Origin of the sequence: Streptomyces sp. SID5785, assembly GCF_009870065.1 — a bacterium.
In the GTDB taxonomy this organism is placed as follows: Bacteria; Actinomycetota; Actinomycetes; order Streptomycetales; family Streptomycetaceae; genus Streptomyces.
This window is the reverse complement of the sequence record NZ_WWIA01000108.1, coordinates 1-14,812: the sequence shown is the minus strand read 5'-3', so window position 1 is coordinate 14,812 and position 14,812 is coordinate 1. Positions and strand designations below refer to the sequence as shown.

11 protein-coding genes are annotated in these 14,812 nt (G+C 69.1%); 7 read left to right on the top strand and 4 right to left on the bottom strand.

Going from position 1 to position 14,812, the window contains the following annotated elements:
- Positions 1-29: 29 nt before the first annotated feature.
- The 6 genes from GTW43_RS03280 (at position 30) to tuf (ending at position 9,249) form a co-directional block, all read left to right on the top strand.
- Positions 30-3,929 (top strand): DNA-directed RNA polymerase subunit beta', encoded by a 3,900-nt coding sequence (locus GTW43_RS03280; protein ID WP_161300076.1) that lies wholly within the window; start codon positions 30-32, stop codon positions 3,927-3,929.
- A 186-nt stretch (positions 3,930-4,115) separates the two neighbouring features.
- Positions 4,116-4,592, top strand: coding sequence for a DUF1707 and DUF4190 domain-containing protein (locus GTW43_RS03275; RefSeq protein WP_161300113.1), 477 nt, complete (start codon positions 4,116-4,118; stop codon positions 4,590-4,592).
- A gap of 297 nt (positions 4,593-4,889) precedes the next feature.
- Positions 4,890-5,261, top strand: coding sequence for a 30S ribosomal protein S12 (rpsL, locus tag GTW43_RS03270; RefSeq protein WP_003948652.1), 372 nt, complete (start codon positions 4,890-4,892; stop codon positions 5,259-5,261).
- 2 nt (positions 5,262-5,263) lie between these two features.
- The gene (gene rpsG, locus GTW43_RS03265) at positions 5,264-5,734 is read left to right on the top strand and encodes a 30S ribosomal protein S7 (protein WP_111663838.1); all 471 of its coding nucleotides are present in this window, start codon (positions 5,264-5,266) and stop codon (positions 5,732-5,734) included.
- A 39-nt stretch (positions 5,735-5,773) separates the two neighbouring features.
- The gene (gene fusA, locus GTW43_RS03260; protein ID WP_161300074.1) at positions 5,774-7,903 is read left to right on the top strand and encodes an elongation factor G; all 2,130 of its coding nucleotides are present in this window, start codon (positions 5,774-5,776) and stop codon (positions 7,901-7,903) included.
- A 152-nt stretch (positions 7,904-8,055) separates the two neighbouring features.
- Positions 8,056-9,249, top strand: a complete 1,194-nt coding sequence (gene tuf, locus GTW43_RS03255; RefSeq protein WP_161300072.1) for an elongation factor Tu — start codon at positions 8,056-8,058, stop codon at positions 9,247-9,249.
- A gap of 157 nt (positions 9,250-9,406) precedes the next feature.
- Here the strand turns inward: tuf and GTW43_RS03250 are convergent, their stop codons facing one another.
- On the bottom strand, positions 9,407-11,374 hold the full coding sequence (locus tag GTW43_RS03250; protein ID WP_237536371.1) for a PIG-L family deacetylase: 1,968 nt from the start codon (positions 11,372-11,374) through the stop codon (positions 9,407-9,409).
- Between the two features lie 383 nt (positions 11,375-11,757).
- On the opposite strand from GTW43_RS03250, the gene GTW43_RS03245 reads away from it, so the two are divergent.
- A complete protein-coding gene (locus GTW43_RS03245; protein ID WP_161300068.1) occupies positions 11,758-12,480 on the top strand; it encodes a PepSY domain-containing protein in 723 nt (240 codons plus the stop codon).
- A gap of 48 nt (positions 12,481-12,528) precedes the next feature.
- On the opposite strand, the gene GTW43_RS03240 is transcribed toward GTW43_RS03245, so the two are convergent.
- From GTW43_RS03240 to GTW43_RS03230, 3 genes are all read right to left on the bottom strand, one after another.
- Positions 12,529-13,818: a YrhB domain-containing protein gene (locus tag GTW43_RS03240; protein WP_161300066.1), complete on the bottom strand. Its 1,290-nt coding sequence runs from the start codon at positions 13,816-13,818 to the stop codon at positions 12,529-12,531.
- Between the two features lie 13 nt (positions 13,819-13,831).
- Positions 13,832-14,128, bottom strand: coding sequence for a YrhB domain-containing protein (locus tag GTW43_RS03235; RefSeq protein WP_161300064.1), 297 nt, complete (start codon positions 14,126-14,128; stop codon positions 13,832-13,834).
- On the bottom strand, positions 14,129-14,812 hold a 684-nt coding region (locus GTW43_RS03230), incomplete at its 5' end, for a toxin glutamine deamidase domain-containing protein (protein WP_237536369.1).

The window sequence follows — 14,812 nt, the reverse complement described above, 5'->3', positions numbered from 1 at the left end:
CTTACAACCCTGAGAGGGATTGACGCATAGTGCTCGACGTCAACTTCTTCGATGAGCTCCGGATCGGTCTGGCCACCGCTGACGACATCCGTCAGTGGAGCCACGGCGAGGTCAAGAAGCCCGAGACCATCAACTACCGCACGCTCAAGCCGGAAAAGGACGGACTCTTCTGCGAGAAGATCTTCGGTCCGACCCGGGACTGGGAGTGCTACTGCGGTAAGTACAAGCGTGTCCGCTTCAAGGGCATCATCTGCGAGCGCTGTGGCGTCGAGGTCACGCGCGCCAAGGTGCGCCGTGAGCGGATGGGCCACATCGAGCTTGCCGCCCCCGTCACCCACATCTGGTACTTCAAGGGTGTCCCGAGCCGGCTGGGCTACCTGCTCGACCTGGCTCCCAAGGACCTCGAGAAGGTCATCTACTTCGCGGCGTACATGATCACGTTCGTCGACGAGGAGCGCCGTACCCGCGACCTGCCCTCCCTCGAGGCGCACGTCCAGGTCGAGCGTCAGCAGATCGAGAACCGCCGCGACTCCGACCTGGAGGCCCGCGCCAAGAAGCTCGAGACCGACCTGGCCGAGCTCGAGGCCGAGGGTGCCAAGGCCGACGTGCGCCGCAAGGTGCGCGAGGGCGCCGAGCGCGAGATGAAGCAGCTGCGCGACCGTGCGCAGCGCGAGATCGACCGTCTCGACGAGGTGTGGAACCGGTTCAAGAACCTCAAGGTCCAGGACCTCGAGGGCGACGAGCTGCTCTACCGCGAGCTGCGCGACCGCTTCGGCACGTACTTCGACGGTTCGATGGGTGCCGCGGCGCTGCAGAAGCGCCTCGAGACCTTCGACCTCGAGGAGGAGGCCGAGCGTCTCCGCGAGATCATCCGCACCGGCAAGGGCCAGAAGAAGACCCGTGCGCTCAAGCGCCTCAAGGTCGTCTCCGCGTTCCTGCAGACCGCGAACAGCCCCAAGGGCATGGTTCTCGACTGCGTGCCGGTCATCCCGCCGGACCTGCGTCCGATGGTGCAGCTGGACGGTGGCCGCTTCGCGACCTCCGACCTGAACGACCTGTACCGCCGCGTGATCAACCGCAACAACCGCCTGAAGCGCCTTCTCGACCTCGGTGCGCCCGAGATCATCGTGAACAACGAGAAGCGCATGCTCCAGGAGGCCGTCGACGCGCTCTTCGACAACGGCCGTCGTGGTCGCCCGGTCACGGGCCCCGGCAACCGCCCGCTGAAGTCGCTGTCCGACATGCTCAAGGGCAAGCAGGGTCGTTTCCGTCAGAACCTGCTCGGTAAGCGTGTGGACTACTCCGCGCGTTCCGTGATCGTCGTCGGTCCGCAGCTGAAGCTGCACCAGTGCGGTCTGCCGAAGGCCATGGCGCTGGAGCTCTTCAAGCCGTTCGTGATGAAGCGCCTGGTCGACCTGAACCACGCGCAGAACATCAAGAGCGCCAAGCGCATGGTGGAGCGCGGCCGCACGGTCGTGTACGACGTCCTCGAAGAGGTCATCGCCGAGCACCCGGTTCTGCTGAACCGTGCGCCCACCCTGCACCGCCTCGGCATCCAGGCCTTCGAGCCGCAGCTGGTCGAGGGCAAGGCCATCCAGATCCACCCGCTCGTCTGCACCGCGTTCAACGCGGACTTCGACGGTGACCAGATGGCCGTGCACCTGCCGCTGTCCGCGGAGGCGCAGGCCGAGGCCCGCATCCTGATGCTGTCCTCGAACAACATCCTCAAGCCCGCCGACGGCCGTCCGGTGACGATGCCGACCCAGGACATGGTCCTCGGTCTGTTCTTCCTCACCACCGACGGTGAGCTTCGTGACACCAAGGGCGAGGGCCGCGCGTTCGGCTCCACGGCCGAGGCCGTCATGGCGTTCGACGCCGGCGAGCTGGCACTCCAGTCGGCGATCGACATCCGCTTCCCGGTGGGCACCATGCCCCCGCGCGGCTGGACGCCGCCGGCGGCCGAGGAGGGCGAGCCCGAGTACCAGCCGGGCGACAGCTTCCGGCTGCGCACGACCCTGGGCCGCGCGCACTTCAACGAGCTGCTGCCCGAGGACTACCCGTTCGTCGACTACTCGGTGGGCAAGAAGCAGCTCGGCGAGATCGTCAACGACCTGGCGGAGCGCTACCCCAAGGTCATCGTCGCGCAGACGCTCGACAACCTGAAGTCGGCCGGTTTCTACTGGGGCACCCGCTCCGGTGTCACCGTCGCCATCTCCGACGTCGTCGTTCCCGAGGCGAAGAAGGAGATCGTCGCCGGGTACGAGGCGCAGGACGAGAAGGTCCAGAAGCAGTACGAGCGCGGTCTCATCACCAAGGAAGAGCGCACTCAGGAGCTCATCAACATCTGGACCAAGGCGACCAACGAGGTCGCCGAGGCGATGAACGAGAACTTCCCCAAGACGAACCCCATCTTCATGATGGTCGACTCGGGTGCCCGAGGAAACATGATGCAGATGCGTCAGATCGCGGGTATGCGTGGTCTGGTGTCGAACGCCAAGAACGAGACGATCCCGCGTCCGATCAAGGCCTCCTTCCGTGAGGGCTTGTCGGTGCTGGAGTACTTCATCTCGACGCACGGTGCTCGTAAGGGTCTTGCGGACACGGCTCTGCGTACCGCCGACTCCGGTTACCTCACCCGTCGTCTGGTCGACGTCTCCCAGGACGTCATCATCCGCGAGGAGGACTGCGGCACCGACCGCGGTCTGCGTCTGCGGATCGCCGAGAAGGGCGCCGACGGCGTCCTGCGCAAGGCGGACGACGTCGAGACCAGCGTGTACGCCCGCATGCTGGCCGAGGACATCGTCGTGGACGGCAAGGTCATCGCGCCGGCCAACGTCGACCTCGGTGACGTGCTCATCGACGCGCTGGTCGCGCACGGCGTCGAGGAGGTCAAGACCCGCTCGGTCCTGACCTGTGAGTCGGCCGTCGGTACCTGTGCCTTCTGCTACGGCCGCTCGCTGGCCACCGGCAAGACGGTCGACATCGGTGAGGCGGTCGGCATCATCGCCGCCCAGTCCATCGGTGAGCCCGGTACCCAGCTGACGATGCGTACCTTCCACACCGGTGGTGTGGCCGGTGACGACATCACCCAGGGTCTGCCCCGTGTCGTCGAGCTCTTCGAGGCTCGTACGCCGAAGGGTGTCGCCCCGATCTCCGAGGCCGCGGGCCGTGTCCGCATCGAGGAGACCGAGAAGACCAAGAAGCTCGTCGTCACCCCGGACGACGGCAGCGACGAGACGGCGTTCCCGATCTCGAAGCGTGCCCGTCTGCTCGTGGGCGAGGGCGACCACGTCGAGGTCGGCCAGAAGCTGACCGTGGGTGCCACCAACCCGCACGACGTGCTGCGCATCCTGGGTCAGCGTGCCGTCCAGGTCCACCTGGTCGGCGAGGTCCAGAAGGTCTACAACTCGCAGGGTGTGTCGATCCACGACAAGCACATCGAGATCATCATCCGGCAGATGCTGCGCCGTGTGACGATCATCGAGTCCGGCGACGCGGAGCTGCTGCCGGGCGAGCTCGTCGAGCGCTCGAAGTTCGAGACCGAGAACCGTCGTGTGGTCACCGAGGGCGGTCACCCCGCCTCCGGCCGTCCGCAGCTGATGGGTATCACCAAGGCCTCGCTGGCGACGGAGTCCTGGCTGTCGGCCGCCTCCTTCCAGGAGACGACCCGAGTCCTGACGGATGCGGCGATCAACGCCAAGTCCGACAGCCTCATCGGCCTCAAGGAGAACGTCATCATCGGTAAGCTCATCCCGGCCGGTACGGGTCTGTCCCGCTACCGCAACATCCGGGTGGAGCCCACCGAGGAGGCCAAGGCCGCGATGTACTCGGCCGTCGGCTACGACGACATCGACTACTCGCCGTTCGGCACCGGCTCCGGCCAGGCCGTTCCGCTGGAGGACTACGACTACGGTCCGTACAACCAGTAAGCGAGCAGCTGTGTGAACCGCAGGGCGGTCACCACGGGGTAACCCGGGGTGGCCGCCCTGCGGCGCGTTGGCGCATCATGGAGGGACACGTACGACGAACGTGTCCGGTACCGGGGGAGTGGTCTCGTGTCGAATCCGTCGTGGCAGCCGGCGCCCTGGCCGCCGCAGAACCAGGGTCAGCCCTCGATGCTGGCCGCTCACGCGGACCGGGAGCGCGCGGTCGACGTGCTGCGGGCCGGGTTCGCCGAGGGGCGGCTGCCGCAGGGCGAGTACGAGCGCCGGATCGAGCGGGCCTACCAGGCGCGCACGGTCGGCGAGTTGAGCGTGCTGGTGGCCGATCTGCCGCAGGGGCCCGTGCCGCAGCAGAGCTTCCCGCAGGCGTACGTGCCGCAGACCTTCCGGCCCGTGCCGCTGCCGCCGGACCCGACGAACGGCAAGGCCGTCGGGGCGCTGGTGTGCGGGGTGGCGTCCGTCTTCACGTGGGGTCTGACGGGGATCCCCGCGCTCGTCCTCGGGCACGTGGCGCGGCGCGAGATCCGGCGTCAGGGCGGGCAGGGCGACGGGATGGCGGTGGCCGGCATCGTGCTCGGCTGGCTCTCCGTGGCCGGCTGGGTGCTCTTCGCGGTCCTGATGATCGCGCTGGTGGGCGGCTCGAGCGGCTGAGGGCGGCGGGACGGGCCGGGCGGGCGCCCGGCGTGTCCCGGCTGAGATGTATTTGTTTTGACCACAGCTGATGAGATAGGTACGCTCAGACCTTGTGCCTGGGGTGTGCCTGGGCTCGCGTGCGTGTCTTCAGCCGCACGACGAGTCCGGATCGGTCCGTTGAGTACCGGTCACGGCCACCGCAATCTGCCGCTTCCCGCCCTTCGCGGGGGTCTGCAGCATTCGACACACCCGACCGCGTGGGTCGGCGACGTTCCAGGTTAGTTTCACGATCGGCACACAGAAACCGGAGAAGTAGTGCCTACGATCCAGCAGCTGGTCCGGAAGGGCCGGCAGGACAAGGTCGAGAAGAACAAGACGCCCGCACTCGAGGGTTCGCCCCAGCGCCGTGGCGTCTGCACGCGTGTGTTCACGACCACCCCGAAGAAGCCGAACTCGGCCCTCCGTAAGGTCGCGCGTGTGCGTCTGACCTCCGGCATCGAGGTCACGGCCTACATCCCGGGTGAGGGACACAACCTGCAGGAGCACTCCATCGTGCTCGTGCGTGGTGGCCGTGTGAAGGACCTGCCTGGTGTTCGTTACAAGATCATCCGCGGCTCGCTCGACACCCAGGGTGTCAAGAACCGCAAGCAGGCCCGCAGCCGCTACGGCGCCAAGAAGGAGAAGTAAGAATGCCTCGTAAGGGCCCCGCCCCGAAGCGCCCGGTCATCATCGACCCGGTCTACGGTTCTCCTCTGGTGACCTCCCTCATCAACAAGGTGCTGCTGAACGGCAAGCGCTCCACCGCCGAGCGCATCGTCTACGGCGCCATGGAGGGCCTGCGTGAGAAGTCGGGCAACGACCCGGTCATCACGCTGAAGCGCGCGCTGGAGAACATCAAGCCGACCCTCGAGGTCAAGTCCCGCCGTGTCGGTGGCGCGACCTACCAGGTTCCGGTCGAGGTCAAGCCTGGCCGCGCCAACACCCTCGCGCTCCGCTGGCTCGTCGGCTACTCCCGCGCCCGTCGCGAGAAGACGATGACCGAGCGTCTGATGAACGAGCTGCTCGACGCCTCCAACGGCCTCGGTGCTGCCGTGAAGAAGCGCGAGGACACGCACAAGATGGCCGAGTCCAACAAGGCCTTCGCGCACTACCGCTGGTAGTCGCAACCCACATCGAGACCGAGAGAAGACTGAAGCCTTATGGCTACCACTTCGCTTGACCTGGCCAAGGTGCGCAACATCGGCATCATGGCCCACATCGACGCGGGCAAGACGACCACCACCGAGCGGATCCTGTTCTACACCGGCGTTTCGTACAAGATCGGTGAGGTCCACGACGGCGCTGCCACGATGGACTGGATGGAGCAGGAGCAGGAGCGTGGCATCACGATCACGTCCGCTGCCACCACCTGCCACTGGCCGCTCGAGAACAACGACTACACGATCAACATCATCGACACCCCGGGTCACGTCGACTTCACCGTCGAGGTGGAGCGCTCCCTGCGTGTCCTCGATGGTGCCGTGACGGTGTTCGACGGTGTCGCCGGCGTTGAGCCGCAGTCCGAGACGGTGTGGCGTCAGGCCGACCGTTACGGCGTGCCGCGCATCTGCTTCGTCAACAAGCTGGACCGCACCGGCGCCGAGTTCCACCGCTGTGTCGACATGATCGTCGACCGCCTCGGTGCGACTCCGCTGGTCATGCAGCTCCCGATCGGGGCCGAGGCCGACTTCCAGGGTGTCGTCGACCTCGTCACGATGAAGGCGTTCGTCTGGTCGGCCGAGGCCGCCAAGGGCGAGGCCTACGACATCGTCGACATCCCCGCGACCCACACCGAGGCTGCCGAGGAGTACCGCGGCAAGCTGCTCGAGGCCGTCGCGGAGAACGACGAGGAGATGATGGAGCTGTTCCTGGAGGGCACCGAGCCCACCGTGGAGCAGCTGCACGCCGCCGTGCGTCGCATCACCATCGCCTCCGGCAAGGGCGGCGACACCACCGTCACCCCCGTGTTCTGCGGCACGGCGTTCAAGAACAAGGGCGTCCAGCCCCTGCTCGACGCCGTCGTGCGCTACCTGCCGACCCCGCTCGACGTCGAGGCCATCGAGGGCCACGACGTCAAGGACCCCGAGGTCGTCATCAAGCGCAAGCCGTCGGACGAGGAGCCCCTCGCCGCGCTCGCCTTCAAGATCATGAGCGACCCGCACCTGGGCAAGCTCACCTTCGTCCGGGTCTACTCGGGCCGCCTGGAGTCCGGCACGGCCGTGCTGAACTCCGTCAAGGGCAAGAAGGAGCGCATCGGCAAGATCTACCGCATGCACGCGAACAAGCGTGAGGAGATCGAGTCGGTGGGCGCCGGTGACATCGTCGCCGTCATGGGTCTGAAGCAGACCACGACCGGTGAGACGCTGTCCGACGACAAGAACCCGGTCATCCTGGAGTCCATGGACTTCCCGGCGCCGGTCATTCAGGTCGCCATCGAGCCCAAGTCCAAGGGTGACCAGGAGAAGCTGGGTGTCGCCATCCAGCGTCTCTCGGAGGAGGACCCCTCCTTCCAGGTTCACTCGGACGAGGAGACCGGCCAGACCATCATCGGTGGTATGGGCGAGCTTCACCTCGAGGTCCTGGTCGACCGCATGAAGCGCGAGTTCAAGGTCGAGGCCAACGTCGGCAAGCCGCAGGTCGCGTACCGCGAGACGATCCGTCGGGCCGTCGAGCGCGTGGACTTCACCCACAAGAAGCAGACCGGTGGTACCGGTCAGTTCGCCAAGGTGCAGATCGCGATCGAGCCGATCACCGAGTCGGACGGCCCGGCGTACGAGTTCGTGAACAAGGTCACCGGTGGCCGCATCCCCCGGGAGTACATCCCGTCGGTGGACGCGGGTGCGCAGGAGGCCATGCAGTTCGGCATCCTGGCCGGCTACGAGATGACGGGCGTCCGCGTCACGCTTCTCGACGGTGCCTACCACGAGGTCGACTCCTCCGAGCTCGCGTTCAAGATCGCCGGTTCGCAGGCCTTCAAGGAGGCCGCGCGACAGGCCAAGCCCGTGCTGCTCGAGCCGATGATGGCCGTCGAGGTCACCACGCCCGAGGACTACATGGGTGAGGTCATCGGCGACATCAACTCCCGCCGTGGCCAGATCCAGGCCATGGAGGAGCGCAGCGGCGCTCGCGTCGTGAAGGGCCTCGTGCCGCTTTCGGAGATGTTCGGCTACGTCGGCGACCTCCGCAGCAAGACGTCGGGTCGCGCAAGCTACTCGATGCAGTTCGACTCCTACGCCGAGGTTCCGCGGAACGTCGCCGAGGAGATCATCGCGAAGGCCAAGGGCGAGTAACTCAACCGAGTTCACCCCGTAGGCTTGACTCCGGAGCCCGCTGGGGCATTCATCCGCAATCGTGGGTGGATGCCCCTGGGCCCGGGCTTTCCAGCAAAGATCACCTGGCGCCGATGAAGCAAGGCGTTCAGAACCACTTCAGGAGGACCCCAGTGGCGAAGGCGAAGTTCGAGCGGACTAAGCCGCACGTCAACATCGGCACCATCGGTCACATCGACCACGGTAAGACGACCCTCACGGCCGCCATTACCAAGGTGCTGCACGACGCGTACCCGGACCTGAACGAGGCCTCGGCCTTCGACCAGATCGACAAGGCTCCCGAGGAGCGCCAGCGCGGTATCACGATCTCGATCGCGCACGTCGAGTACCAGACCGAGGCGCGTCACTACGCCCACGTCGACTGCCCCGGTCACGCGGACTACATCAAGAACATGATCACGGGTGCCGCGCAGATGGACGGCGCCATCCTCGTGGTCGCCGCCACCGACGGCCCGATGCCGCAGACCAAGGAGCACGTGCTCCTGGCCCGCCAGGTCGGCGTTCCGTACATCGTCGTCGCCCTGAACAAGGCCGACATGGTGGACGACGAGGAGATCCTGGAGCTCGTCGAGCTCGAGGTCCGTGAGCTCCTCTCCGAGTACGAGTTCCCGGGCGACGACGTCCCGGTCGTCAAGGTCTCGGCGCTGAAGGCGCTCGAGGGCGACGCCGAGTGGGGCAAGTCGGTTCTCGAGCTCATGAAGGCCGTCGACGAGGCCATCCCGGAGCCCGAGCGTGACGTCGACAAGCCGTTCCTGATGCCGATCGAGGACGTCTTCACGATCACCGGTCGTGGCACCGTCGTCACCGGCCGCATCGAGCGTGGTGTCCTGAAGGTCAACGAGACCGTTGACATCATCGGCATCAAGCAGGAGAAGACCACCACCACGGTCACCGGCATCGAGATGTTCCGCAAGCTGCTCGACGAGGGCCAGGCCGGTGAGAACGTCGGTCTGCTGCTCCGCGGCATCAAGCGCGAGGACGTCGAGCGCGGCCAGGTCATCATCAAGCCGGGTTCGGTCACGCCGCACACCGAGTTCGAGGCGCAGGCGTACATCCTGTCGAAGGACGAGGGTGGCCGTCACACCCCGTTCTTCAACAACTACCGCCCGCAGTTCTACTTCCGTACGACGGACGTGACCGGCGTCGTGACCCTCCCCGAGGGCACCGAGATGGTCATGCCGGGTGACAACACCGAGATGAAGGTGGAGCTCATCCAGCCCGTCGCCATGGAGGAGGGCCTCAAGTTCGCCATCCGTGAGGGTGGCCGGACCGTCGGCGCCGGCCAGGTCACCAAGATCAACAAGTAAGTCCGCTTACTTGTCGAGTCCCTTCGGGGCTTGATGCCTGGTAGCTCCAGCGAGCTCCGGAAGGGCCCGTACGACTTCGGTCGTACGGGCCCTTCTGCATGTCTGCGTCCGCGTGTCTGCTTCCGGGGGGCCGGTGGGGGATGTCAGGCGACGACGGTCACGCCCGGGCCTGGGTCGGGCGCCAGAGCCAGGGGTGGGCGTCCGGGGAGAGGCCGGCGATCGTGGGGCCGTGGGGGCCGGTGGTCAGGGCGGGCCCGTCGAGGGTGGCCGGGAGGTTCGTGGGGCGGGTGAGGCGGCCCCGGTGCAGGAGCTGGACGCGGCCGTCCGTGGCGCGGCCGAGGAGGTAGCCGCCGGCGGCGGTGACGGGGCCGTAGCCGGGGAAGTCCACGGGGGCGGCGCCGGGGGAGAGCAGGCGGTCGGAGGCCGGCGGGCGGTAGTAGAGGCGGCCGCCCGCCACGGCTATCGCGTCCGCGGGCGTGGGCAGGCCGGTGAGCGGGGCGGGGCCGTCCGGGGTCCAGTGGTGGACCGTGTCGTGGCCGGGGGCGTAGACGTGGACGCGGCCGTCGTCGCCGAGGACCGCGGTGAGGCCGTCCTGGACCGGGCCGCCGCCGAGGCCCCGCCAGGGGGACCAGGCGCCGGAGGCGTCGCGGACGCGGGTGCTGAGGCCCTGGTCGGCGTTGCGGACGAAGAGGTGGACGCGGCCGTCGCGGTCGGTCACGGCGACGGGGACGCCGATGCGGCGGCCCCGGTCGGGGTCGGGCTCCGGGTTGCCGAGGCCGGTCCAGGCGCCGGTGCGGCCGCGTCGGCCCGGCTCCAGGACCACGATCTCGCGGACGTCGGCCGCGCCCCGGCCCGCCACCGAGGCGAGCCGCAGGCCGAACACCAGGGGGCGGCCGTCGGGCAGCGTGGCGCTGCCGAGCACGGGGGCGAGCGGGCCGCCGCCGAGGTCGACGGGGTCGCCGAAGCCGCCGCCGTCCCGCTCGTCGTAGCGGACGGCGCGCAGACCGAGGACGCCGTACGCGGTGACCTTGCCGCCGGGGGCCGGGACCAAGGCGAGGCGCGGGCCGGGATAGCGGTGGTGGGTGGCGCGGACCCAGCCCTTGCGGTTGGTCAGGGGGCGGTCGCCGCCCACGTTGTAGTCGCCGCAGCCGGCCGGGTTGCCGCAGGCCCAGGTGGGGCCGGCGCCGTAGGGGACGAGGTGGGCGGCCTTCTGGCCGAGGATCTGCGGCGGGAGGTTCTTGGGCCAGTGGTTGTTGTAGTAGCCGCGGAACGCGGTGGCGACGAACGGGGGCGGGCCGCCCTTCGCCGTCTGCGCCCAGCGGATCAGCGCGGCCCAGCTGAAGGACGCGACCGCGGTGTGGTCGGCGTGGTCGGAGTAGCCGGGCTGCTCGCTGTCACGGATGCGGGTGATCCGGTCGCTGAGCTGGATGTCCGGATCGGGGTCGAGCGTGTGGACGACCGTGGGCCGGTAGCGCTGGAACAGCTCGACGAGGACGGTGACCACGGAGTCGTAGTCGTACGTCTGGACGGCGCGCAGCGGTGATCCTTCGGGGACGAGGGTGCGCAGGAGGAGGCCGCGGTCGCGCCACAGGGACGGGGCGCCCATGTGGCCGGCGGAGGTGTGCATGGCCAGGTTGAGGTGGACCAGTTCGACGCGGCGTCCGCTGTGCTCGAGGGTGTCGACCTCGGCGCGGAAGCCGCTCGGCAGGCGCAGGACGCTGTTGTCCCACGGCGTGTAGACGGGCAGGCCGAGCTGGGTCGCGTAGGACTGGCGCAGGCCCTGGTGGCGGGCGGCGGAGTAGGCGGCCTTGTCGGGGGCGGGGTCGCGGTCGGCCGCCGTCTTGTTCCGCCCGTCGGCTTCGCCCGCGGTGACGTACACGCAGACGAGCGGGGTCCCGGCGGTGAGGGCCTGCTGGGTGTCCGGGTTCATGAAGTACAGGTCGTCGTCGGGGTGGGCGAGGACCTGGAGCAGCAGCGCGCGCTCGGCCTGGGCGGCCGGACGGCCGGAGGCGGGCGACGGCACGGAGGTGCGCGCGGGAGGCGCGGCGGCGCCCTGCGAACACGCGGTGAGGGCGCCCGCGGTGGCGAGCGCGCCCCCGCCGAGCAGCAGACCCCGGCGTGACATACCGGAGGTACGCCGTATTTCGGGCTGCCGTATCGCAGGTCTCTTCCGCATGGTGGCGCGCTGCTCCGTCCGCAGGGAGGCAGCGTTCGGTGGGGGCGCGCGCCTCTGTACAGGTGCTGTGGGGGTGCCTGACCGGCCGGTCCACGGCCAGGCGGTTCACCTGGGTAGAGGCTCGTCAGGGGGGCGAGGTTCCATGCGCGTACATGTTCCGTTCACCCGGAGGGGTGGCCGGTCGCGCGTGGCGTGTACGGGGTCGGGTCGAGATGCCGGGTTCAGGTGGTCCTGCGACGATTTGGGGCGTGGAGTCCGCCGAACCAGGCCCCGGAGGCGAACGCCGGGGCCCCAGCGTGAAAGGCCAGAGCATGCGCAAGCACCCTGCATCCGTGACGCGCGGGAACCGAGCCGCCCGGGCGCGTGCCGCCGGCGCCGTGTGCGCGGCCGCCGCCTCGCTCGCCCTGCTGGGCGCCTGCTCGGGCGGCAGCGGCGCGGCGTCCTCCACCCCGGACGGGGCGGAGCGCACGGAGCGGGCCGCGCGGGCCGCCGACGACCCCTCGCCGAGCCGGAGCCGGGAGCTCAGCGAGGACCAGCGCGAGCGCAAGGACCTCGTCTCCGCGACCGAGGTCGGCTGGGAGAAGGCCGCCCGCACCGCCGAGAAGAAGGTGTCCGGCAGCACACTCGTCGAGATCGAACTCGGCGACGGAGACGACGGCGGCGGAGACGGCGACGACGGTGACGGAGGCGGCGGCAAGGTCACCCCCGTGTGGGAGGCCGAGGTCGCCACCGAGGACGGCACCAGCCACGACATCCGGGTCGACGCCGTCTCCGGCAAGGTGACCCGCGCCGAGAAGGACGACGGCCAGGACGCCGACGACCGGAAGAAGACGGCGGACCGGCTCGCGCAGGCGAAGGTCACCCCGGTGAAGGCCGCCGCCGCGGCCGCCGGGCACCAGAAGGGCACCGTCACCGGCGTGAGCCTCGACGACGCCGACGGCGGGCCCACGGTCTGGGCGGTGGACATCGTGAGCCGGGGCACCTGGGCGAAGACCACGTTCGACGTGGACGCGGGGAACGGGCGCGTGCTGCACGAGCACGTCGACCGGGACTGACGCGGCGGACGCCGGGTCCGTCGGTGCGTGCGGCGCGCTCTTCGACAGTCAGCGGTACCGGACGACGTGCAGCGCCCGTACGCCCGTCTCGTCCATGGCGACCGGATCGTCGGAGGAACCGTCGAAGAGGAGCACGCCGCCCTCCGTCGTCAGCGCGGTGACCAGCCAGCCCACCGCCTCGCGCCCCCGGCCGTCCGTGCGGCGCACCCAGATCGCGGCACGCGACCCGGCGGGGAACGCCGACACCTCGTCCACGGCCGACCGCCACACCTGGTGGTCCGTCGCGGACAGGACCGGGCCGAGCTCGGCCAGCGTCGGCTCGAACCAGTACGCACGCCCCGGTGCGGGCGGCGCGGGGAACGAGCCCGTCCCGGGCCGACCGCCCCGGTCCCAGTGCGCCAGCCACGCCCACGGCGCCGAGTTCGGCAGGTGGAACGGGGCCGCCGCCTCCTTCGGCACGACGACCGTCGCGTCCAGCAGGGTGTCCTGCCAGCGGCCGCCGCGCAGATGACGCCGGGTGTCGCAGGAGAACACCCAGCCCCGCGCGGTCTCGTCGCCGGGCCCCGGCTCGACGAGCTCCACCTCGCCGCCGTACACGCTGTCCAGCCACGCCCGCGCCTTGCCGCACGCGGCCTCGAAGTCCGGCGCCGACCCCTCCCAGGGGGCGCGGTGCGTCTGCGGCACCGACCGGACGAGGCGCAGCTCGCGCACCCCGTCCGTGTCGAGCCGGGCCAGGGACGACGTCAGCCCGTCGAGGAAGACGACGCGGCCCTTGTTGTTGTGCCCGTAGACGAGGTTGCCGCTGATCTCGTGCCCGCCGGCCTCCCGGCGGACCCAGACGACGCCGCGGGTGTCGGGGCCCGTCTCGGACAGGGCCCGGACGACATCGTCCCAGCTCGCGACCGGCACGGGCTCGAAATCGCGGAAGTAGCGGCGCAGCAGCCGGTCCCACCAGCCCGGCGCCTCGTCCGAGGACTGCCAGGGCAGCGGGCTCGACGGCGCTCCGTCGATCATCGCGTGCAGCGTGACGAGGCAGCCCCGGGCGTTGATCCGCCGGGGCAGGTCCCGCGCACGGGCGGCCGTCTCCTCCGCGGCCGCGGGCCCGAGATCGTCGAACGGCGCACTCGGCGAGGGATGGAACGGGCTGCTGCCGTCCTTGGGCACGACCACACCGGCCGCGAGCATCGGCGTGTCCGGGTACCCGGGCTGCGGCCTGCTGCGGCAGGGCACCAGCCAGGCGGTGGACGTCTCGTGCACGGGCGACGCGGACGCGGTCTCCACCAGGCCGCGGTAGGTGTGGTCGAGCCAGGCGGTGGCGCGTTCGACGGGCGTGGGCATCGGGGCGGGGGCCTTACTTCGGGGGCCAGTTGCCGCTGGCCTGCAGTTCCAGGTACTCGGCCGGGGGCGGGAAGGTCGGGGCGAAATGCACCGGCGACCCGTCGTGCGGCACGACGACCAGCCGGTTGAAGGGGGCCTGCGCCAGGTCTCCCGTGTCCAGGTGTTCCTGGAAGTCGAACTGCACGGTCCACGCGTACGGGAAATCCGCCGCCGTGTCCGGAAGCATCACCACGGAACTCGCCCGGTCCGGGTGCGCGATGTTCTTCAGGAATTTCTCTGCGGCCGTCACGGCCTCGTCCTTGGTCACCATTTATGGATTTCCGTTTCGGTACGGGATGTGTCCGATCCCGGAGACGTTCTGTTCCAGCCTGCCGAGCGTTCCGCTCTGCCCGTCGAGGAAGACCACGCCGTTCGGGGTGTTCACCGCGTTGAACACGTGCGCCGTGCCGTCGGGCCTGCTGATGTAGACGGCGCTGCGGGCGCCCTCGCCCCGGCCCTGGAGATCACGGATCACGTCATCATAGCTATCGACCATGTCGTACTGGCCCTTCGCCCGGTTGGTCAGGCCGAGCTGCTCCGGCGGGATGTGGTCGCCGGCCTGCTTGGGTGCGGCGCTCACGTCGACGCCGTCCAGCCGCTTGTCGACAGCGACCGTGTTGTGGCTGCAGTTCTGCGTGTACCCGGGATGCCCGGTGTTGTTCACGTCCTTGAGCCACGGATACTCGGAGTCGAGGAACTCCTGCGCCTTGTGCGGATCCACCGAGTCGTGGTGAATCGCCTTTTCCTTCACATGGCTCGTGCTCTTCGCGAGATCACTGAAGTCCTTGGGGGCCCCTGCCGCCTCGTCGGCGAACTTTCCGCCGTTCTTGGCGAGGGACGACGCCGTCGACTCCATCCCTTCCTTGACCGCCATTCGCATTCCGCTGCGGGCGAGTCCGGCGCCTTTTGTGCCGATGAGTTCGGGGATGAGGCGGCCGACGAATTCGGAGGGGTC

What these genes read in the sequence shown, in the direction of transcription:
- GTW43_RS03275 (WP_161300113.1), top strand. Translation starts at nt 4,116, where the DNA reads ATGCTGGCCGCTCACGCGGACCGGGAGCGCGCGGTCGACGTGCTGCGG.
- rpsG (WP_111663838.1), top strand. Translation starts at nt 5,264, where the DNA reads ATGCCTCGTAAGGGCCCCGCCCCGAAGCGCCCGGTCATCATCGACCCG.
- fusA (WP_161300074.1), top strand. Translation starts at nt 5,774, where the DNA reads ATGGCTACCACTTCGCTTGACCTGGCCAAGGTGCGCAACATCGGCATC.
- GTW43_RS03250 (WP_237536371.1), bottom strand. Translation starts at nt 11,374, where the DNA reads ATGTCACGCCGGGGTCTGCTGCTCGGCGGGGGCGCGCTCGCCACCGCG.
- GTW43_RS03240 (WP_161300066.1), bottom strand. Translation starts at nt 13,818, where the DNA reads ATGCCCACGCCCGTCGAACGCGCCACCGCCTGGCTCGACCACACCTAC.
- GTW43_RS03235 (WP_161300064.1), bottom strand. Translation starts at nt 14,128, where the DNA reads ATGGTGACCAAGGACGAGGCCGTGACGGCCGCAGAGAAATTCCTGAAG.